This window comes from Variovorax robiniae (genome assembly GCF_037889955.1).
GTDB classification, from domain to species: Bacteria; Pseudomonadota; Gammaproteobacteria; order Burkholderiales; family Burkholderiaceae_C; genus Variovorax; species Variovorax robiniae.
Genome location: NZ_JBBKZS010000032.1, coordinates 1 through 19592 on the forward strand (window position 1 = coordinate 1; position 19592 = coordinate 19592).

The 19592-nt window shown below is 62.4% G+C and carries 18 protein-coding genes and 1 pseudogene; 2 read left to right on the forward strand and 17 right to left on the reverse strand.

The features are described from left to right. A pseudogene (locus WKW79_RS33845) lies at positions 1 to 385 on the reverse strand (hypothetical protein); the annotation flags it as partial. An 80-nt stretch (positions 386 to 465) separates the two neighbouring features. Here WKW79_RS33845 and WKW79_RS33850 point away from each other — a divergent pair. Next, positions 466 to 1782 carry an AraC-like ligand-binding domain-containing protein gene (locus tag WKW79_RS33850; protein WP_340339624.1) on the forward strand — a complete coding sequence of 439 codons (1317 nt, stop codon included), beginning with the start codon at positions 466 to 468 and terminating at the stop codon, positions 1780 to 1782. On the opposite strand, the gene WKW79_RS33855 is transcribed toward WKW79_RS33850, so the two are convergent. From WKW79_RS33855 to mdlC, 7 genes are all read right to left on the reverse strand, one after another. Then, positions 1754 to 2932: an alpha-hydroxy acid oxidase gene (locus WKW79_RS33855; protein ID WP_340339625.1), complete on the reverse strand. Its 1179-nt coding sequence runs from the start codon at positions 2930 to 2932 to the stop codon at positions 1754 to 1756. The two genes, WKW79_RS33850 and WKW79_RS33855, sit on opposite strands and share 29 nt — an antisense overlap. A gap of 114 nt (positions 2933 to 3046) precedes the next feature. Next, on the reverse strand, positions 3047 to 4021 hold the full coding sequence (locus tag WKW79_RS33860; RefSeq protein WP_340339626.1) for a Bug family tripartite tricarboxylate transporter substrate binding protein: 975 nt from the start codon (positions 4019 to 4021) through the stop codon (positions 3047 to 3049). A 43-nt stretch (positions 4022 to 4064) separates the two neighbouring features. After that, a complete protein-coding gene (locus WKW79_RS33865; RefSeq protein WP_340339627.1) occupies positions 4065 to 4988 on the reverse strand; it encodes a ketopantoate reductase family protein in 924 nt (307 codons plus the stop codon). A gap of 56 nt (positions 4989 to 5044) precedes the next feature. Then, positions 5045 to 6427, reverse strand: coding sequence for an MFS transporter (locus WKW79_RS33870; RefSeq protein ID WP_340339628.1), 1383 nt, complete (start codon positions 6425 to 6427; stop codon positions 5045 to 5047). 262 nt (positions 6428 to 6689) lie between these two features. Beyond that, positions 6690 to 7880 carry a 4-hydroxybenzoate 3-monooxygenase gene (pobA, locus tag WKW79_RS33875; RefSeq protein WP_340339666.1) on the reverse strand — a complete coding sequence of 397 codons (1191 nt, stop codon included), beginning with the start codon at positions 7878 to 7880 and terminating at the stop codon, positions 6690 to 6692. A gap of 11 nt (positions 7881 to 7891) precedes the next feature. Continuing rightward, a complete protein-coding gene (locus WKW79_RS33880; protein WP_340339629.1) occupies positions 7892 to 9340 on the reverse strand; it encodes an aldehyde dehydrogenase in 1449 nt (482 codons plus the stop codon). A gap of 67 nt (positions 9341 to 9407) precedes the next feature. Continuing rightward, entirely contained in the window at positions 9408 to 11042 is a 1635-nt protein-coding gene (mdlC, locus tag WKW79_RS33885) for a benzoylformate decarboxylase (protein WP_340339630.1), read from the reverse strand. 125 nt (positions 11043 to 11167) lie between these two features. Between mdlC and WKW79_RS33890 the strand changes: the two genes are divergently transcribed. Next, positions 11168 to 12070 (forward strand): LysR family transcriptional regulator, encoded by a 903-nt coding sequence (locus WKW79_RS33890; RefSeq protein ID WP_340339631.1) that lies wholly within the window; start codon positions 11168 to 11170, stop codon positions 12068 to 12070. Positions 12071 to 12798: 728 nt separating this feature from the next. Here WKW79_RS33890 and WKW79_RS33895 read toward each other — a convergent pair. The 9 genes from WKW79_RS33895 to WKW79_RS33935 all read right to left on the reverse strand — a co-directional run bounded on the left by WKW79_RS33895 (position 12799) and on the right by WKW79_RS33935 (position 19592). Continuing rightward, positions 12799 to 13206, reverse strand: a complete 408-nt coding sequence (locus tag WKW79_RS33895; protein WP_340339632.1) for an Hsp20/alpha crystallin family protein — start codon at positions 13204 to 13206, stop codon at positions 12799 to 12801. A 15-nt stretch (positions 13207 to 13221) separates the two neighbouring features. Continuing rightward, positions 13222 to 13674, reverse strand: coding sequence for an Hsp20/alpha crystallin family protein (locus tag WKW79_RS33900; RefSeq protein WP_340339667.1), 453 nt, complete (start codon positions 13672 to 13674; stop codon positions 13222 to 13224). Between the two features lie 201 nt (positions 13675 to 13875). Beyond that, positions 13876 to 14250, reverse strand: a complete 375-nt coding sequence (locus WKW79_RS33905; protein ID WP_340339633.1) for a response regulator — start codon at positions 14248 to 14250, stop codon at positions 13876 to 13878. 90 nt (positions 14251 to 14340) lie between these two features. Continuing rightward, the gene (locus tag WKW79_RS33910; protein WP_340339634.1) at positions 14341 to 14634 is read right to left on the reverse strand and encodes a hypothetical protein; all 294 of its coding nucleotides are present in this window, start codon (positions 14632 to 14634) and stop codon (positions 14341 to 14343) included. 595 nt (positions 14635 to 15229) lie between these two features. Continuing rightward, positions 15230 to 15691, reverse strand: coding sequence for an SET domain-containing protein (locus WKW79_RS33915; RefSeq protein WP_340339635.1), 462 nt, complete (start codon positions 15689 to 15691; stop codon positions 15230 to 15232). 48 nt (positions 15692 to 15739) lie between these two features. Further along, on the reverse strand, positions 15740 to 15991 hold the full coding sequence (locus WKW79_RS33920; protein WP_340339636.1) for a hypothetical protein: 252 nt from the start codon (positions 15989 to 15991) through the stop codon (positions 15740 to 15742). A gap of 435 nt (positions 15992 to 16426) precedes the next feature. Continuing rightward, positions 16427 to 17425 carry a site-specific integrase gene (locus WKW79_RS33925; RefSeq protein WP_340339637.1) on the reverse strand — a complete coding sequence of 333 codons (999 nt, stop codon included), beginning with the start codon at positions 17423 to 17425 and terminating at the stop codon, positions 16427 to 16429. Next, the gene (locus WKW79_RS33930) at positions 17422 to 18354 is read right to left on the reverse strand and encodes a tyrosine-type recombinase/integrase (protein WP_340339638.1); all 933 of its coding nucleotides are present in this window, start codon (positions 18352 to 18354) and stop codon (positions 17422 to 17424) included. The genes WKW79_RS33925 and WKW79_RS33930 overlap by 4 nt, the downstream gene beginning before the upstream one ends. After that, the gene (locus tag WKW79_RS33935) at positions 18351 to 19592 is read right to left on the reverse strand and encodes a tyrosine-type recombinase/integrase (protein ID WP_340339639.1); all 1242 of its coding nucleotides are present in this window, start codon (positions 19590 to 19592) and stop codon (positions 18351 to 18353) included. Before WKW79_RS33935 ends, WKW79_RS33930 begins: the two co-directional genes overlap by 4 nt.

Below are 19592 nucleotides of genomic sequence, written 5' to 3' on the forward strand. Positions count from 1 at the left end.
GGCACGCCTGGCGATCGCGGTCGAGGCGTGATCGATCAATAATGCAACCCCTGTCCTGCCCGGAGGAATTTGGGTGTCGACAACCGGGGGAATTTGAAGTGTCGATCGGGGCCTTGAATTTCTTGCCGCCGATGACAAGCCCATCGGCCAGGGTCTTGCGCACCTGATCAAGAATGAAGTCGTCCGCTTCCGCGAAGGGCGAGAACGGCCCGGTCTTGGGGCTGATGTAGCCGATCTTGATCGTGTCCTTGTCGGCCGCCCATGCCAGGCTGGCCTGACCCAAGGCGGCGACCGCCGTCAGCGCGGCAGCGCCACGCAGGATGCCCCGGCGGCTCGATACGAGGCCCGCGTCGGTGGCTGTTTGAACGTCGTTTGCAGTGGTCACAGTGCTCTCCGTTGAAGTGGAGGCCTTCACAAGGCCCTGAGAACAATGGTCGGCCTTTGAGGGCCAGAAAACTTTGTTGGATGAGCCTGGAAACTTGTCTGAAACGGCCCTGTACCGCCCGTTCCAACCCTGACGACGGCGACAGAAAAAAAGTACGCCAGCCAGATGCGCACCCCGGGCTGCGCGGGCTCGAGGCCGCACTCGACCAGGCAGGCCTCGCTGATCCATTCGCGCTCGTTGCCATAGGCGGTCCTGGCCAGGCGCTCGACCGTCTCGAGCAAGGGTTTGTTTGGCATCAACCTTGCGTCGAAAGGTCGAAAATCATCACCGCTACTGGTTTTGATCCGTTTTGGCTTGGCTCACACACCATCCATGTGCGAGCCAGGCGCTGGTCGTGCGCAATGCAACCCCTTACTGCGGAACCCTCCCCACGAGTCATCGACGCTTCCACCGCCGGTCTGAACCAAGTCGACAAGTTCGAGTTCTGGCAGGAGGTGGTGTGCAAGGTTCTCGTCGACCTCGAATGCCGACCCGACGGCAAGAATCCGTTTGAAGCGTCCGTCAGCGGGACGCGGCTCAGCGCGCTCAGCGTTGCGCGCATCGAGGCGTCTCCTCATCGCGTCGCCCGGCTGCCTGTGGGGATCTCGCGCTCCGGTGACGAATCCCTGATCTTCAACTTCATCCTCGCCGGCGTGGCATTGGCCGAACAGGACGGCCGCTCGGTGGTGTTGAAGCCGGGCGACGGTGCGATGTGCGACGCCCAGCGACCCTATAACTTGCGTTTCGACGACGCATTCAAGCTGATCACCGTGAAGGTGCCGCTCGCGTCGTTGTCTCACCGTTCTGCGGGCGTTCATCGCGTCACCGCGCGCAGCCTGACGGAAGCGGGCCAGATGTGCCCGATCCTTTTCGGCTACCTCGTTGGATTGAATCAGCAGCTGCCGTCCCTCGACGCTGTTGCGTCCGAGAAAGTTGCGCGGAATTTCACGGAGCTTCTCGCGTCAGCGCTCGACGAGGCGACCCTCAACTCCCCCTTGCCGCTCTCCGAATACCGCGCAGTGGCGCTTGTCCGGGTGAAGGACTTCCTTGAGCGCAACCTCGACGCTTGCGACCTGGATGCGGCCATGGTCAGTGCCGCGCTAAATCTGTCGCCCCGGTACATCAACAAGTTGTTCGAAGCCGAGAACACTTCTCTCGCGCGCTACATCTGGCGCCGGCGCCTGGAACGTGCGGCAAGCGATTTGCGCGATCCGGCGCGTCAATCGCTGGGCATTTCAGCGGTCGCAATGGCCCATGGCTTCAATGACTTGAGCCACTTCAGCCGTGCGTTTCGTCAAAGATTCGAGATGTCTCCGCGTGCCTATCGTGTCACAGGCAGCGTGGTACGGCCGGAATGACCGCCTGGGTGAATTGGTCGCCTCCGCCCTCGAGCGCTCCGGGCAACGCGGAAACTGAAGTCGCGCCGAGGAGGGTCATGGTTCGCAGCAGTTCAGCTGCCAGCAGATTGATCACTGCCTGGGCACCTTCAGCTCCGTCGGTTGCCAAACCATAGAGCGCTGGACGACCCACGAAGGCTGCAGTCGCACCTAGCGCCAAGGCCTTGGCAATGTCGCCGCCGCGCCGGATACCGCCGTCCATGAACACAGGGATGCGACCGTTGATTGCCGTGACCACCCGCGGCAACGCTGAAATTGCCGAGGGCGAAGCGTCGTTCTGACGTCCTCCGTGATTGGAAACGATCAGGCCGTCGACGCCATGGTCGAGAGCCAGTCGAGCATCGTCGGGGTGGAGGACGCCTTTCAGCAACAGCGGGCCCTTCCACAGCCCGCGCAACCACGCGAGCGTTTCCCAGACGAGTGAGCGATCCATCGCCCGGGCGAGAAGCGCGGCCTGCGCGTTGGCCGAACCCGCGTCGCCCCCTGCCGCTGTCAGGTTGGCGAAATCCGGCGCTCCGCCCGGTAGCATCCGCAGTGACCAGGTCGGATGCGTCATCACATCCCATGCCAACTTGACGGACGGCTTGAAGGGCACGCGAAAGCCGTTTCGCAAATCCGGCTCCCGGTTGCCACTAACGGGGACATCGACTGTCAGGACCAGCGCTTGGTAGCCCGCGCGCGCGGCGCGCTCGACAATCTGCCCCGCCATGTCCCGATGCATCACGTAGAGCTGCATCCATTGCACGCCGTCCGGCGAAGCAGAACGCACGTCTTCCAGCCGCATGTTCGACGCGGTGGAGAGCGCGAAGGGGATACCGGTGCGCGCCGCAGCGATGGCAAGAAGACTGTCGCCCCGGGGCCGGACGAGGCCGTTCAAGCCAGTCGGCGCTATCCCGAAGGGAAGCGCCCATTTCCGGCCGAATACCTCGACCGACGTGTCGACGGCGGTGGTGTCGCGTAAGACGCGTGGCGTGAGCTCAACGGCCGCCAGATCGCTCAGGTTGCGGCGAAGGCAATGGCCGTCGTCGGCGGCTCCTTCGATGTAGTCGAAGACAAAGCGCGGAAGGTTCTGTCGCGCACGGCCGCGGGAGTCTTCTGTGTTGATGAGCATGGTTTTGATCGTTGCAATGGACCGAAGAGCAGCGTCCAATTTGCGGCCTTTGACGTTCTACCAAGGGCATTCGGGCGTGGTCGTCGACCAGCCAGCGCAGCTCGCGGAGAACATCTAGTCAAGGGTGATCTGCCTGTCACGAATGAGCTTGGGCCAATACCTGGACTCATCGGTCCAGTGCTTGGCCATCCCGGCGGCGTCGCTCGGTGTGGCTTCGAGGCCCATGGTGGCGAACTGCGTCTGGATTGCGGGTGAAGCGATGGCCTTCTGCAGTTCGGTACTCAGCTTGGCAACAACGTCTTTCGGCGTTGAGGACGGCACGACCAGGCCTTGCCAAGCCGCCGCTTCGATGTCGGTATAACCAAGCTCCATCAAGGTTGGAACATCGGGCATCGATGGCAACCTGGCCTTTGAGAACGTGGCGAGCGGTTTGAGCTTGCCGGCCTTCATCATCTGCATGCCTGCCGCCGTGTCGACCACCATGATGGTAAGTTGACCGCCAACCACGTCCTGAATGGCCGGAGCTGCGCCTTTGTACGCTACGTGCGCCACGTCGACCTTGGTTCGCTCCTTCAACATCTCCATTGCAAGATGATGAGGACTGCCGACGCCCGGGGTCGCATAGCTGAGCTTGCCGGGTTGCTTTTTCATGGCTTCGATTAGTTCCTTTGCGCTGCCGTACCCCGCGCCGGGATTGACCGCCAGCACGAGAGGAAACTTGGCCATCAGACCGACCGGCGCAAAGTCCTTGTTCGGGTCATAGGGCAGCTTCTTGAAGAGCGCCGTGTTGAAGATCAGCGTGCCATTGTCCGCCGTGAGGACGGTGTAGCCGTCTCCCGCCGACTTGGCCACCGCGTCGGCCCCGATCACGGTCGCGCCGCCCGGCCGGTTGTCGATCAGAACCGATTGCCCGAGCTGTGTGGAAAGCTGAGCGCTGACCGCGCGTGCCAGTGCGTCGGAACCGCCGCCGGCCGAATATGCAACCACCCACCGGATGGGCTTGGTCGGGTAGGCATCGGCGGCGCTGGCGCCAGTCACAGCGACCGACAGGCACGTGCAGGCAATGGCGAGGAGCTTGGAGAGTTTCATGATGTGTCTTTGGTGGTTTGAGCGATCGGACCGACCGCGTTTATCAGGCGAATGAACGAGCCTCAACAAGGCGCACGAGCGACAACAGCGTTTCGGTAGTGGTCAGCTTCATGTCGAGGCGCGCGGCCGCTGCGACCACGGCGCCATTGATGGCTTCGATCTCGGTGCGACGTCCCGCCAGGATGTCCTGCAACATCGATGGCTTGTGTCCCTTGTGCTGCGCGATGGCGCCCGCGACGTTGGTCTTGCACTTGTCAGAATCCACGTTGATGCCCAGGCGCTGTGCGACCGAAAGCACCTCCGAGACGACATCCTCTGCAAGCCTTCGACCTTCAGGTGTCAGACCCAACTGATCCACGGTGCATCCGGAAACAGCGCAGATGCTGTTGAGCGCAGCGTTGAATGCAACCTTCTCCCAGATCGCAGCCCACACCGTGGCGTCCGACGTGCACTGCAGTCCAGCACTTGAGAGCGTGTCAGAGACCGAAGAGACGATCGGTCGAGCGATCCCATCGGCGGCCATGAGCCGCACCACGCCCTTGCCGTGGGAATGCACGTGGCCACGTCCAACCAGGTCGGCGGGCCATGTGGTCACACCGATGAGAATTCGCTTCGCATCGATGAACTCGGAGATCGTCTCGACATTTCCCAGCCCGTTCTGCAAGCTCAGCAAATGCACATCAGGCCCCATCAGATGCTTCACGCCCGAGAGTGCGGCCCTCGTGTGCAGCGTCTTGGTGAACACGACGAGCAGCTCTGGAACGTCTGTGGCTTCCTCCGGCCGGCAGACCTTGAGCGCCTTGATATGCCGATCGCCGCTATCAGTGGCCAAGCGAAGGCCGTCTGCGCGGATTGCGCCAATGTGCGCATCGTTGACGTCGATCAGCGTGACGTCGTTGCCACTTTCGGCCAACAGCCCCCCGAACATGGAGCCCATGGCTCCTGCGCCGACGATAGATATTTTCATGATCTGTTTCGATTGCTGAGTTGCACGATTGAGATGGGCGTAAACAGGACTGACGGTCAGCCCGCGGCTGTTGCCGCTTGGCTCGGGCGCATCAGCACCGCGCGCTTGGGGATGTGGCGCCTGACGATCAGGAGGGCCACCATGGCGAAGACCATTGCCGAACCAAGCAGCGTGAGATAAGCCGTCGCCCCGCCCGCCGTGATCACCGCGGCGCCAGCAAAGGCACTGAGGATGGCGCCCAGCCGCCCGAAGGCAAGCGCGGAAGCAGTCCCGGTCGCCCTGACGCTCGTCGGGTACATGAAGGCGCACAGCGCGTACATGGTGGACTGCACCGCATTCACGAACATGCCATGCACGCCGAAGCCGAAGATCAGCAGGTTCGTGTCACGTCCCACGTTCAAGCTCTGCAAAGCGAACGCACTGGCGGCCGCGCCCGCACAGCACAGAACCAACGGCCACCTTGAACCAAAGCGCGTGATCGCAACGGCGCAGACCAAGGCGCCAACCACGCCGCCGAGGTTGTAGGCAGTCAGGCCTGAGCCAGCGACCGCCATCGAAAGGCCTTCGGACGCGAGCATTGTCGGCAGCCAGCTGAAGGCGCTGTAAACGGCGGTGAGACACATGAAGAACGCCGCCCAAGTCGCCAGCGTGTCACGCGCCAGGCCCCCCGAGAAGAGCGCACCGAAGCCGGCCCGTTTCTCGACGATCTGTTCTGCGGCGTCGCTGTAGGTCACGTCGGCGGCCATCGGGCGATTCATGCGGCCCAGCAGCTTGCCCAACTCGCCCCAGCGCTCAGGATGCCGGGCGAGGAATCGGGGTGACTCAGGCAGCGTGAACAGAAGGATGACGGCCAGCGCAATCGGGAAGGTTCCACCGATGAAGAACAGACCGCGCCAGCCGAAGGCGGGGAGAATTTCCGCGGCGAAGAACCCGGCGAGCATGCCGCCGAGCGGTACGCAGACAATGGTTGCCGTGACCGCTAGGGTCCTGCGTCGCGCCGGGGTGAACTCCGCTGTCACTGTCGTCGAACTCGGCAGCGCACCTCCAATGCCGAGGCCAGCAATAAACCGGAGTGCGGCAACGGTGAGGACATCGGGTGCAAGGCCGATCGCGCATGTGGCTGAGCCAAACACAAATACGCTGGCAATGACTGCCATCCGGCGGCCGAAGCGGTCAGCGAAGAGCCCCGCGCAAGCGCTGCCAATCCCCATGCCGATCAGGCCCGCTGCCACTGCGGGTGCGAAGGCACTGCGGGTGATGCCCCATTCCTTGATCATGAGTGGAATCGCGAAGCCGATGAGTTGGCCATCGAAGCCGTCCATCACGATGGACATGGCCGCAAGAAAGACCACAACCTTTTGCATGGTCGTGTAGGCACCATCGTCGAGCAAACGTCCGATGTCGGCATTGCCTCTGAATGGGATTGCTTGGGCGCTCATTTGCATGCTCCCGAGTCACGGATAGCTTGCAGCGAGCGCTGAAGGGGGCGGTGCGAGCGCAAGGATTGCGCGGCAACCGCCGACGGGATTTGATTGAACATGTCTTGTCTCCTGTTTGAGCGCTTCGGCGTCGCCTCGCGCTTCGGTGATGCAGTGTCAAAGATTGGGCACCACCGGAAAATTGCTTCTTTGAGAGAAAGTCATGCCCTTCAAGCATGACTTTGGACGCAGTCCGCCTCTGCACGGGCGGTTCTGCATGGCCTCAATCTTCGAGAGCGTCGAAAGGAAGTCCCACGTAGTTCTCTGCCAGTGCCGTAGATGCAGCGCGCGACCCCGTGACGTAGTCGAGCTCGGCGACCTGCACTTTGTGCTGGAATTCATCGGCACCGGGGAATCGATGCAGCATCGATGTCATCCACCATGAAAAGCGCTGCGCCTTCCAGATCCGCCGCAACGCGGTTTCGCTGTAACGTTCGAGCAGATCCTCTTGCCCCGCCTTGTAGAACTGGCTGATGGCGCGCGCGAGCACACGCACGTCGGCCACGGCCAGATTCAGCCCCTTGGCCCCGGTTGGTGGCACCACGTGCGCCGCATCGCCAGCCAGGAACAGCCGCCCGTACTGCATCGGTTCCGTCACGAAGCTGCGCATGCCGACGACCGTCTTGCTAAAGATCTGGCCTTCCTTCGGCGCCCAACCGTCGCGGGTGGCCAAGCGAGCGCGGAACTCGCTCCAGATGCGGTCGTCGGACCAGTTCTCGATCTTGTCGGTTGGCTCGCATTGAAGGTACAGGCGCTGCACATCGGGCGAGCGCGTGCTCACGAGCGCGAAGCCACGATCGCTCAAGGCGTAGATCAACTCATCGGACGACGGCGGCGCCTTGCAGAGAATACCGAGCCATCCGAAAGGATAGAGGCGCTCGAAGCCCTTCAGCACGCCCTTTGGAATTGCGGGGCGGCTGACGCCCTGCGTGCCATCGCAGCCGGCGATGAAGTCCGCTTCTATCGTCTGCAACTCCCCGCCCTGCTGGCGAAAGCGCACACTGGGCGACGTCGTATCCAGGTCATGGACGCTGACATCGGTCACTTCGAAGCGGATGTCGCCGCCGCTGGCCAATCGCGCCTCGACCAGATCCTTTATGACCTCGTGCTGCGCGTAGACCATCACGGCCTTGCCGCCGGTCAGTTCGGGAAAATCGATGCGGCGGTCGATGCCATCGAAGCGCAGGATCGTTCCTTCGTGGCGAAAGCCTTCGCGCTCCATGCGGGCGCCGACGCCGATTTCCTTCATGAGGTCGACGGTTCCCTGTTCGAGCACGCCCGCGCGGATCGTGGCTTCGATGGCTTCGCGACTGCGGGTCTCGAGCACAATCGACTCGATCCCTTGCAAGTGCAGTATGTGGGACAGCATGAGCCCCGCCGGGCCGGCACCGATGATGGCGACTTGTGTTTTCATGATGGTGCCTTTCAGAAGGGATAGTGACGCGCCGTGGTCTGCACCGTCATCCAACGCAGGTCGGTGAATGCCTCGACGCCGGCCTTGCCGCCGAAATGCCCGATGCCACTTCCCTTGACGCCGCCGAACGGCATCTGTGCTTCGTCATGCACCGTCGGGCCGTTCACATGGCAGATCCCGGATTCGATGCGTCCCGCCACCTGGATCGCCCGCGCAACGTCGCGGCCGAAGACGGCCGCTGCCAGGCCGTACTCGTTGTCGTTGGCGCAAGCCACCGCCTCCTCGACGCCGTTGACACGTACGATGCCTTTTACCGGTCCGAACGCCTCTTCGCGGAAGATGCGCATGTCGGAGGTGACGTGGTCGAGCAAAGTCGCGGGCATCAGCGTGTCGTTCGCCTTCCCACCTGTCACGAGCTTCGCGCCCTTGGCGATCGCATCGTCGATCAGATCGTTGCAGCGTTTCGCCGTGCTCATGTCCACCACCGAGCCGAGAACCACCGGACCCAGGCGTGGGTCCCCGAGCGGCAGACTGGAGGCGCGCGCGCCGAGCTTCTTGACGAATTCGTCAGCAATGCTCTCGTCGACGACGATGCGCTCAGTCGACATGCAGATCTGGCCCGAGTTCGCGAATGCACCGAACACGGCCGCATTGACGGCGGCGTCGACATCAGCGTCATCCAAGATGACCAACGGGGCCTTGCCGCCGAGCTCCAGCACCGCCGGCTTCAGGTACTTGGCACAGGTCGCGGCAATGAGCTTGCCGACGTGGGTCGATCCTGTGAAATTGACGCGCCGCACGGCTGGATGCGCAATCATCGCTTCGACCACGGCAGCCGCGTCTGCCGGCGCATTGGTGACGAAATTCACCACGCCCTTGGGCAGGCCGGCTTCCTGCAGCGCTTCAATGATGAGGCCGTGGGTGGCCGGACAGATCTCACTGCCTTTCAGCACCACGGTGTTCCCGCAAGCCAGAGGTGTTGCAATGGCACGCACTGCGAGGATCACAGGCGCATTCCAGGGGGCGATGCCCAAGACGACACCCGCGGGCTGGCGCACACCCATCGCGAGACTGCCAGGAACGTCCGAGGGGATGATTTCGCCACTGATCTGAGTCGTCAACGATGCGGCCTCGAGCAACATGCCAGCAGCAAGGTGAACGTTGAAGCCCGCCCAGATCGCCGAAGCGCCCGTCTCGGAAGCAACGGCTGCTGCAAATGCTTCAGCCTTGGCTTCGAGGGCCTGCGAGGCCTTCATCAGCAGCGCACGGCGTTCGCTGGGGCCGGTACGCGACCAGGTCTTGAAGGCCGTGGCGGCGGCCTCCACGGCAGCGACGGCGTCCTCCGCAGTGGCCGCGGGTGCGACAGTGGCGACACTGCCGTCGAGCGGGTTCCGCCGCTCGAACGTGGCGCCGTTGCGAGCTTCGGTTGGCTCGCCATTGATCAACATCGAAATCTTCATGGATTTGTCTCCGGACAGTGGTTTGAATTCGGGAATCGAATGGATGTGCAATCGAGAGGCAGGTCACTCAGGCGACCCGAACCTCCACGACGTTGGGAGCGTTGCTGGCCAGGGCGCGATCGAGCACCTCGCGCAGTTCGGTGGGGCCAGTGACACGGGCGGCGGTGCACCCCATCCCCTTCGCCAGCGACTGGAAGTCGATGTCGGGCAACTCGGTCCCCTGGACAACATCGGTGGGAGAGAAACCGAACACGGGTGCGAACTCTTGCAGGGCCGCGTATCGCCGGTTGTTCAGGATCACGAATGTGATCGGCAGTTTGTTCTGGGCGGCACTCCACAGCGCCTGGATGGAGTACATGCTGGACCCATCACCCATCAGGCAGATGACGCGGCTTTGCGGCTTGCCAAGTGCGACGCCGACAGCGGCAGGCATTCCATAGCCGAGGCCGCCGCTGTCCATCGTGTAGAAGGCTTCACTGCGCGTGATGGGCAGGTAGGACTGCATCACCGCACGGGCGCTCGGTGCTTCCTCGACCACGATGTCGTCGGGTTCCTTTGCTTCCGCAAGGGTCTGCAGCACATACGCAACGGACATCAGCGGCGATGGCTCTGCCCTTGGTACAGTGCCTTTAGCGGGTGGGAGGGGGCGGACTTTTTGCGGTGGACGTGCCAGCAAATCAAGAACACCCAGACGGATGCTTCCGACAGCCGATATGCCGACCGGCGCCCAGGCTGCGGTGTCGGGGTCCTCGGTCAGTTGGCACAAAGTGGCGCCAGCGGGAATATGCGGACCCGCACCCTCGATGTGGTACGCGAACGCCGGCGCACCAACGGCAAGGATCAGGTCATGGCCGCCCAACTGTTGGACGATCCGTTCGCGCATTGCGGGCAGGAACCCGGCAAACAGCCGGTGGTCCTCCGGGAAACTGCAACGGCCCGACATCGGTGCGACCCACACGCGGGCGTTGTGCGCTTCGGCCAATGCAACGACCTCGTTCCACGCGTTGTCGCGGTCGATCGCGGCACCCACGACGATTGCAGGTCGATCGCTTGCGTTCAATGCATCAGCGATCTGCGCAAGGACGGCAGGCTGAGGGCGCAATTCGGTGCTGACAACTCTCGTTGGCACCAGTTCGGCTGCCCGGTCCCAGTCGTCCACGGGCACCGACACAAGCACGGGGCCGCACGGCGGCAACATCGCGATGTAGTACGCCCGGGCAATCGCCAGCGGGACGTCTTCGGCGCGTGCTGGCTCAATGCTCCATTTCACATAGGGCTTCGGCAGTTCGGTCGCCTGCGCAGAGGACAGGTAGGGATTGAATGGGAGGATCGAGCGCGCCTGCTGACCGGCGGTGATGACCATCGGCGTGCGATTCTTGTGGGCCGTGAAGATGTTGCCCATCGCATTGCCGACACCCGCGGCCGAATGCAGGTTCACGAAGGAAGCGTTGCGGGTTGCCTGAGCGTAGCCATCGGCCATGCCGACCACGCTGGCTTCCTGCAATCCAAGCACATAGCGAAAGTCGCTGGGAAAGTCCCGGAACATCGGCAGTTCGGTCGACCCCGGATTCGCGAACACGGAAGTCATGCCGAAGCGGCGCATGAGATCGAACACTGCGTCGCGAACGGTGATGGTGGTGCTGCTGGTGGTGGTGGGATGCTGGGCCGTTTCAACGACGGCGAGCGGTACGGGTCCGGTCATTTGGTGCTCTCACTTTCTGGCTGTGCGCTGTGGAAGGTCGCAGCGCTTGTCTCGATGCCTGAAGTGTGGAATTTCATGGACTTTCTGAAAATTGCTTTTTCCAGAAGAAGTCATTACTGTTGCGTATGACTTTCGATCTCCAACATCTCATCGCCTTCAATGCCATCGTCGCGTCGGGGAGTCTTGGCAGAGCAGCGGATGCGTTGAACGTGACTCAACCTGCCCTGAGCCGCACGATTCGCAGGTTGGAGGAGCAGGCTGGCGCGCCTTTGTTCGAGCGTCACTCGAAAGGAATGCAACTCACGGACGTGGGACGCGCGCTGCATCCGCACGCGGTTCTGTTGCAGCGCGAATCGGAGCACGCTAACGAGGACATCAAGGCAATGCTTGGCCTGGCAAAGGGCACCATCCGTGTCGGTGCCGTGGGCAGCATCGCGTGCCTGGTCCTTCCGTTGGCGATCGGCGCTACCTGCGAAAAATGGCCGAACCTGCAAGTCCAGATCATTGAAGGCGTGTGGGACCGCCTTGCGAATGCGCTTGTGTCACACGAGATCGACCTTGCGCTCGGTGTCGACATCGAGGACACCGATGAGATCGTGGCGGTCAAGGATTGCCGGTGGGAAGACACCAGTTACGTCGTCGCGGGTCGCCGCCATCCATTGAGAAAGAAGCCGAAGCTCAAGCTTGCGGACACGCTGTCGGAACGGTGGGCCATCCTTCCAAAAGGAACCGGACCCTTCGAGCACATGAAGCAGGTCTTTGCACGGCAGAACCTGGCGCTGCCAAACGTTGTTGTCGAGACGCGCTCCGTCACCGCACTCAAAAGCTTGATCGGCCGTTCAGGCTTTCTTGGCTGGATGCCCGAGCCGATGTATGACGCCGAGCGGAAAGCTGGACTGATCGACGCTCTTGAAATACCGGGGTCATCCGACCGCAGAACGCTGACCGCCTTCAGGCGTAGGGCAGGCATGCTGCCTGGTCCCGCGATCAAACTTCTTGAGGCACTGCGGTCGATGACAGCAAAGTAGATACCCCTTGCGGGGGCCGAAGTTGCGCCGTTCAGCCTCCTTCCAGCTGCGTGTGACAGGTCCTGAACGCATTGCAGTCGGTAATCGACCTGAGCCGCAAGACGGCTGAGGGCCCTGACCTCCAGTTGGGCGGCCAAGGAAGCAGTCGTTCGACTTAGCGGGGTGGCCATTGGGAGTCCGGCAGGTTGCGCCTTGGTGCTCACGGCGTAGGGACTGCGTGTTGCCGTCTCGGTCGAGAATGACGCCGCGCCGCTACCCGCCGAGATGCCTTGCCTTCCTGAAGAAAGCAACTGGAACCGCGGACATCAAGAAGGGCTTCGTACTCACTTCGACGTCCGGCGGGAGCGTTCTACCAGGCCACGCAGCCGTGTGACCACGTCCAGTGTCGATCCGGGTCCACGCAATTGCGCATCGGGTTCGCCCGTCGTGCGGAGTTCCTCCAGTCCCCTGGCGGTGATGGCAGTGACCAGAGCCGCACATGGGGCCTCCGTCGGCCGGGATGACGCGGGTTCTGCACTGAATACCGCGCGAACCAGGCCGGCTGCATGCAGGACCCTCAGCTTGTCGATGTCGTCTGGCGACCTGAACGAAGCCGGCAAGGGGGAGGCTGCAATATGCCTCAGCAGATCCATGGCCATGATCAATGCTCCTCCTGAAAGAAATCAAGATGCCTCGGGCTGTAGGGTGATGCAGGGCGGCTGGCGCCGCCCTGCCCTTCTCAGCCGCGATCAGGCTGCAGTCACTTCGATGCGACGCGGCTTCGCATGCTCGGCCTTCGGAATACTCAGTTTCAGGACGCCATTGGAGAGGTCCGCCGCGATCCTGTCCGGATCCAGTTCCTGGCTGAGCGTGAAGGTTCGATGAAAGCGCCCCAGCCCGACCTCGGTATGACTCGCCTGCAGACCCTCCGGCAATCCCAGATCGACCTCCGCGTCGATCGTGAGGGTCGCGGCTTCCACCTGCACGTGCAGGTTCTCCCGGGAAACGCCGGGCAGGTCCGCGTACAGCGTGATGCCGTTGGCGTCCTCAACGACATCCACCGGCGGCATCAGCGCCGCATCGCCGTAGCGTGATGCATCCTGTGGCCGTTCCTCAGAGGACCGCGGGCGGCCGGCTTGTTCACGAAGTTGGTTCATTTCGATCTCCTTTTGTCATTGAACGGCGATACGGCGCGGCCGGGACGAGGCACGCCTTTGTACCGTGATGCGCACGACACCGTCGCGGCAGGTCGCATCGATGGCTTCCGGATCCGCGTCTTCCGGCAAAGACAGGACGCGTCGGAACTCCCCAGAAAATCGTTCGTTGATGTGCACCGTGGCCTGCTTGCCATCAGCACCAGTGCGCCCGTCGTCGACGCTGGCGGTACGCTGACCCGCGATCGTCAACACGCCGCGATCGAGATCGATTTCTAGGCTCTGGGGGTCCACGCCCGGTGCGAAGGCGTAGATCTGCACCGCCTGCTCGGTGCCCCCCACGTTCAATGCAGGAAAGCCGCCGCGCCCGAACCCGCGGATGCTGGGCGAGAGGTCCATGGCCTGCTGCATCTCGCGCTGCAGGCGATCCACCTCGGCAAAGATGTCGCGCGGAAAAAGAGATCGATACATAGCGAGTACCTCCATTCAGGTTGAACAGAGCGCCGGAGGCGTCCTTCCAGCGCTTCCGACTTGCAAGCTAGAGGCGGACTGGACGCTTTTCAAGAGGTTCCAGGCGGGATTCAGAAGACACACGCGGAGGCGTGGCACACGGGCCTGACACGACGTGTGCCGGGCTGCGCGAGGCGCTCCATTCGTCGCTCGGCGACGACTTCAACGGCGGTTCAACCCAGCGCAAAACTCGAAGAACGCTTCGAGTTCGGTCGACTTGTCAAAGACCGCCGTTGCGCCCAAGGCTGCGGCGCGCTCGCGCATGATGGGCGTTGCGTAATTTGACAAGATCACCAGCGCCGTATCCGGGCGCCTGGCTTTGAAGTGCCTGAGCACGCCGAAACCGGAGCCGTTCTTCAGCAGCAGGTCGATGATCACCAGATCCAGCGCGCCGACGTGTGAATCGAGCCATTCCGTCGCGGCCACTTCGGTCTCCGCATGGGCGAGCACTTCAGCACCGGCGAGTTCGGCCAACGCCGGCAACAGGTTGTCCCGGATGGTGGCGTTGTCTTCGACGAGAAAGATAAGAAGCGGCATGCTCGTCGTCGGTGCAGGTATGGGAGCCGGATACTCACCGCCAATCTGCGTCGAACCTGTGGGTCAGTTGGGTCATCGCATGTCAGCTTTCTACGCGCCATCGGCGGTCGACTTTCGAGCGCTGACCTCCTTCGCCAGTTGCTCATTCACTTTATCGAGCTTGTCGGAAGCCTCTTCCAGTTGCTTTCCAAGCTGCTCGGTTTGCTCGGTGGCCAATCCGACGTCGTCCGCCAAGCCAGCGGGCACCGCTTGTTCCAGCACCGCATGCACGACCGCAAGGTGGTCAGCGACCTGCTTCACCTCTTCGGTGGCCTCCTTGTTCGAATTCAGCGCATCTGCCAGGTCGCCGGGTTGCGGTAGCTGCTTTCCGTTTCCGTCGCTCATGATCCGGTCCTTTTCGATTCCGAAGCCGCATTGACTGCGAAGGGCATTTTGCAGAAAAGGCGACGCCAGCGAAATCTGGAGCGGCCAAGCGAAGCCAACCCAATGCCGACGCGCTGGGGAACCGGCCATGGTGCAGCAGCCGACGGCGGCGCCCTTGCATCGGCTCTTCGAGACCCCTTGAAAATTGCGCGCAGCGAAACTACATTTCGATCGCCTGCGGAAGGCAACCACTCAACCCACCAAAGAAAGGAGCTTGATCATGAATTCGTACCCTGTCACTCCCTCTGAGGGAAGTGGTCACGTTGCCCGCGAGGCGACGAGGCGGCGCAGTGTGTCTGCCGGCATGTCCGACGGCCAAATGTTGGCCTACCTGGTTGCTCGCGACGCCGTGCGCCGGGTGCAACGGTCCGCACCGCTCTTCGACACGATTGGGCAGCGACATCGAGCCGAACTCCGCTGAGGTGCGGCGCCTGCGTCATGGGAACCGGCATTGCGGCGGCGCCGATTGCCACGCGATCGTTGAGCGCAATCCTTGGGCCGCCACTGCCGAACGTGCTTGCCGGTCTCGCCGCGAGCGCGAGCGTGCCGGTCGTCGTTAGTCACTCGAATACGTGGGTGGCGCCACCATGCTTCCACGGCACGAGGGTGCACGACAAAAGCATTGATAGTCGGATGCGGTGAAGGACTCGTCAACAATGAGGCCGTAGTCCAGAAACAGTTCCTCGCCTGCGAGCAGAGGCCTCAGCGCGTAGATCCTCAGGACCAGCCGTCCCCTTGCGTCGACCTCCTCCGCAGCCTCGCAATTGGGCTCGCACGAATGATTGATGTGCCGCGTCGCGTTGCCCCCTTGGCTTCCGTCGATCGTGTCGCCGTTCGACAAGGAAAACAGGTACGTCAGGCCGTCATCCCAGTGGCGCCGCATCAATTGCGCTTCCGAGAAACGTCGACCCTGATACGTACCCAGAAGCGTGGCCGTCGGGAGATCGTGCGTCACGAAGACGCCCAGCCCATGAACGCCGCTGTCGGCAACTTGCAGGTACGGAGTGCGGGTGCTCACGTCGTCCAGCGTTGGAGTGGCCACGCCCACTGGAATCGCCGGCTCCGGCTATTCATCATGCTGCGGCAAGTTCAGTGCCTCATGTGCGCACACATTGCGCCCCGTGTCTGTCAACCGCAGACCGCCCCCGTGCCATTCGAGCCAGTCCAGTTGGACATACGCATCGATATCACCGGTGTCGATCCGGTCAGCCTGGCCTTCCTTCAGACGTCTTGCCGTCAAGGGCAAGCGCTGGCGCAGTCTCTCCTTCTCCGTGGCTTCTGGGAGATCGGGCGAGCGGTGTTTCTTCTTGGACTTCATGATTCTCCAGATCATCGCTTCGGCTGACTGCCGCTGCATCCAGGGTCCCACGCAATTCACAATTGTCAGGTCAACATCGCCGGCAGTGGACACAGACATCGAGCCTGCGAGGTCGCGGGTGCAGCGCCACGTGGCAGCAGCTCTATTTCCAGAACGCGCGCATCGCCTTCAATTTTTCATCGCGTTCCGAGGTGATGTAAAGGGAGGTTGTGGCGAGCGACACGTGCCCGAGATTGTTCTGAACGATCTGCAACGGCACGGGCGCGTGCCCTTCCCTTCCGTTGAGCGCATGGGCCCCATGCGAGTGGCGCCTATGTACATCTGTACATAGGCGGCACTGTATCCCGCACCCGACTATCGAGAGCTTTCGTCGGACGACGCCACCGCACGAGGAACTCCTCAAGATCTACGGGACATAGTCCTGCCCTGCCTGCGCTAGAGATTTTCGAGGAATGCCAGCAGTTTGTCGTCAGGCTTGTATCGCCCCACCCTGCCGCCGTGCGGCGTGATCTTCGCGAGGATCTCTTCCTTCAGCTTGAGGTTTGCGTCCAGGTACATCTGCGTGGTCTCGATTGATTCGTGTCCGAGCCACAACGCGATGACCGATTGCCCGACGCCCTCCTGAAGCAGGTCCATTGCGGTCGTGTGCCGCAGAACGTGCGGGGTCACTCGCTTATGAAGCAGCGAGGAGCACTGCTTGCTTGCGGCGACAGCGTGCTTGTTCAAGATGTATTGCACTCCGTGCGAACTCAGACGTCCCCCTCTGGCATTGGGAAAGACGGGCTGCCTGTCGGCCCCGGGCAATTCTTGCAACCAAGGCCTCAGGACTGCGCGTGTTTTCTTGGTCAAAGGAGTGCAGCGTTCCTTGCGGCCCTTGCCGACGACCCGGACGTGCGACCCCGTCCCAAGCACAACGTCGTGCCGCTCGAGCCCCGTCACCTCGGACAAACGCAATCCGGTCTGGACGGCGACCAGGATCAACGCATGATCGCGGCGGCCGGACCACGAATGCAGGTCGGGCGCGGCCAGCAAGGCATCTACCTCCGGCCTGGTCAGGTAGTGAACCAGCGCACGCGTGAAGCGCTTGGAGGGAATGGCCAGAACGCGCTGGATCTGGGCGGAGCACGCCGGCTCTTCGTAGGCGGCATAGTGGAAGAACGAGCGAATTGCGGTGAGCCGCAGATTGCGAGTGCGTTCGGTCACGCCACGTCGCTTCTGCAGATCGTCAAGGAACGCCGCGACAAGCGGTGCGTCGACATCTTGAAGTGCCAACTGGGAGGGATGCTTGTGGAGGCGCTGCCGTATGAACTGAAGCAGGAGGCGGAAGGTGTCACGATACGAGCGAATCGTGTGTTGACTCGCTTCGCGCTGCTGCATAAGGCGCTGCGTGAAGAAGCGTTGCAGGAGAGGGGCGAAGTTGGGGTTGTTCGTCATGACTGATCCTCCCAACGGTGCTCCAGGCGCTGCATCGCCTGTGTCATGAGAGCAGGCCACGCGGCGAGATACCAGTACGTATCGGCGACGTGCACGTGCCCCAGGTACGTGGAAAGCACGGGCAATCGTCGCTCGGTGTCCTCGCCGCACTCGTACCAATGCAGCAGGGTGAGCGCGGCGAATCGATGGCGAAAATCATGCAACCGCGGTCCATGAGATGCGCCGGGCTCTCGGAGGCCCGTCTGCCGCGACAATGCATAGAAGGTTCGATGCACGTCGGATACGTCAAGCCGAGTACCTCGGCTCGAAACGAACAGATGAGGCGCCGAACGCCCAGCGAGAAATCGCGCCCGCCGCCCCATGTAATCGGCAAGCACCGCAATAGTCGAGGCATGAAGAGGCAATAGGCGCCACCTCCCAAACTTGGCGCTTCGGATCGTCAAGACGCCTTGGTCAAGGTCAACGTCGGTGACTTGCAGACCGATGGCTTCACCGATGCGCATGCCCGAAACGGCCAGCAGCCCGATCAGGCAGTAGTAGGTCCACGGACGCAGCCCCGCCGTCGGGGAAAGCCTGAGTGCGGCGGTGAGCAAACCTTCGACCTCGGCTTCCGTATAGAGGTAGGGCTTGGCGCGGCCGGGGCGATAGGGCAAGAGTCCGAATGAGGGAATCTCTGTGAGCGGGTCTGTGGCACTTCGATAGCGCGCAAACCCCCGCACGAAGCGCAGACGCCTAGCCCATTCAGCACGTCTCACTGAGATGCGCTGCTTGGCCCACTCGAGCGCCAAGGCCACGGTGATGTGGGATGCGTCTCGCTGCTCCATGAAGTCGACGAACTGGGGCAGCTTCAGTCGGGCTTCGTACATCCTGAAGCCCAGGGCCTGCCGCATGTCAAGGTAGCTTCGCATGGCCTCGCGCAGGGTGCTCATCGCGCTGCTCCCGGCCAAGGGCGAGCGAGCGCTCGCAAGGCGAGCAGATCAACCTTGGCGTAGATCGTGGTGGTTTGTGGACTGCGATGGCGCAGGAGCTCGCCGATCTCCGACAATGAAGCACCCTGACTGAGCATCTGGGTGGCAAGGGCATGCCGAAACTGGTGGGCTCCCTTGCGTGGTGAATCGATGCCAGCTCGCTCAAGTGCCGTCCTGACGATGCAATCGATTGACTGCGGAGGCTTCAATCCTTGAATCGGCGCGTGCACCCTCAAGAAGAGGGATCGACTGACGGTTGTGGGGCGGCCATGTTGCAGGTAATTCGCGATGGCTTCGCCGGCATCGGCTGGCAGAGGCAGCTGACACTCGCGCCCTCCCTTGCCATGCACCCGCAGATTGCCGGCTTGCCAATCGATATCCTCCAGCGTAAGCGCGCAGATCTCGCATGCGCGCAGGCCCAGCCGAGCGAGCAGCAACAGGATCGCTCGGTCGCGGCGACCCGTAACGCTACGGAGATCGCAAGAGGCAAGCACCTGCTGCACGTGAGCGGGTGCGATCGCACGAGGGATCGATGTCCTTGACCAACTCGCAACGGCCGGAATCGCGGCTGTCAGGTCGGCGGTTACATCGCCGCGGTAACGCGCGTATTGCAGAAACGAGCGTAACGCGGTCGTCATGGTCTTGCACCGCCTTGTTTGCAGATGCGCCGCGTGATGCTGGACAAACCCGGTGATATCGGCGGCTCGCAGGTCACCGAGGTTCACCGACCCTCGATCGAATCGTTCTGCGAGCAACAGTGCGACGAATGGCAAGTAAGTCCTGACCGTCGACGGAGCAAGCGCACGCTCCTCTCGTAGGTAAGCGGCGAAATCGCCTGCGAGTTGCTCAGCTGGCGGGACGTCGACCCGCGCGGTCGGCGCTGGGATGGCGACGTCACCTCGTTCGCGCAAGAGCGTCAACAACCTGACCAGGGCAACCGGGTCGCCTCGCCGCGGACGCTTGTGACGCGCCCGATGGCGGAGGAACCGATCGATATGGTCGTGAGTGATCTCTGCCAGTGCCACCCCCTCCACCATCAACCACCGGCTGAAGTCCGCGACAAGGCGCGTCTCCAGGTGCGCGGAGGAGGCGGCGTATCCCTGGTCGATCAGGCGCGAGGTAAAGGCATCAATGCACTCAGCCAGCGGCCCTTCGGGTGTGCTTGACAGTGACCACGAACGCTTGCGGGAAACTTCCAT

Coding starts and splice junctions, on each gene's coding strand:
- pobA (WP_340339666.1), bottom strand. CDS start 7,880: ATGAAAACACAAGTCGCCATCATCGGTGCCGGCCCGGCGGGGCTCATG.
- WKW79_RS33865 (WP_340339627.1), bottom strand. CDS start 4,988: ATGAAAATATCTATCGTCGGCGCAGGAGCCATGGGCTCCATGTTCGGG.
- WKW79_RS33910 (WP_340339634.1), bottom strand. CDS start 14,634: ATGAGCGACGGAAACGGAAAGCAGCTACCGCAACCCGGCGACCTGGCA.
- WKW79_RS33880 (WP_340339629.1), bottom strand. CDS start 9,340: ATGAAGATTTCGATGTTGATCAATGGCGAGCCAACCGAAGCTCGCAAC.
- WKW79_RS33890 (WP_340339631.1), top strand. CDS start 11,168: ATGACTTTCGATCTCCAACATCTCATCGCCTTCAATGCCATCGTCGCG.
- WKW79_RS33920 (WP_340339636.1), bottom strand. CDS start 15,991: ATGAAGTCCAAGAAGAAACACCGCTCGCCCGATCTCCCAGAAGCCACG.
- WKW79_RS33850 (WP_340339624.1), top strand. CDS start 466: ATGAGCCTGGAAACTTGTCTGAAACGGCCCTGTACCGCCCGTTCCAAC.
- WKW79_RS33855 (WP_340339625.1), bottom strand. CDS start 2,932: ATGCTCATCAACACAGAAGACTCCCGCGGCCGTGCGCGACAGAACCTT.
- WKW79_RS33860 (WP_340339626.1), bottom strand. CDS start 4,021: ATGAAACTCTCCAAGCTCCTCGCCATTGCCTGCACGTGCCTGTCGGTC.
- mdlC (WP_340339630.1), bottom strand. CDS start 11,042: ATGACCGGACCCGTACCGCTCGCCGTCGTTGAAACGGCCCAGCATCCC.
- WKW79_RS33925 (WP_340339637.1), bottom strand. CDS start 17,425: ATGACGAACAACCCCAACTTCGCCCCTCTCCTGCAACGCTTCTTCACG.
- WKW79_RS33870 (WP_340339628.1), bottom strand. CDS start 6,427: ATGAGCGCCCAAGCAATCCCATTCAGAGGCAATGCCGACATCGGACGT.
- WKW79_RS33930 (WP_340339638.1), bottom strand. CDS start 18,354: ATGAGCACCCTGCGCGAGGCCATGCGAAGCTACCTTGACATGCGGCAG.
- WKW79_RS33900 (WP_340339667.1), bottom strand. CDS start 13,674: ATGTATCGATCTCTTTTTCCGCGCGACATCTTTGCCGAGGTGGATCGC.
- WKW79_RS33905 (WP_340339633.1), bottom strand. CDS start 14,250: ATGCCGCTTCTTATCTTTCTCGTCGAAGACAACGCCACCATCCGGGAC.
- WKW79_RS33935 (WP_340339639.1), bottom strand. CDS start 19,592: ATGGAAGTTTCCCGCAAGCGTTCGTGGTCACTGTCAAGCACACCCGAA.
- WKW79_RS33895 (WP_340339632.1), bottom strand. CDS start 13,206: ATGAACCAACTTCGTGAACAAGCCGGCCGCCCGCGGTCCTCTGAGGAA.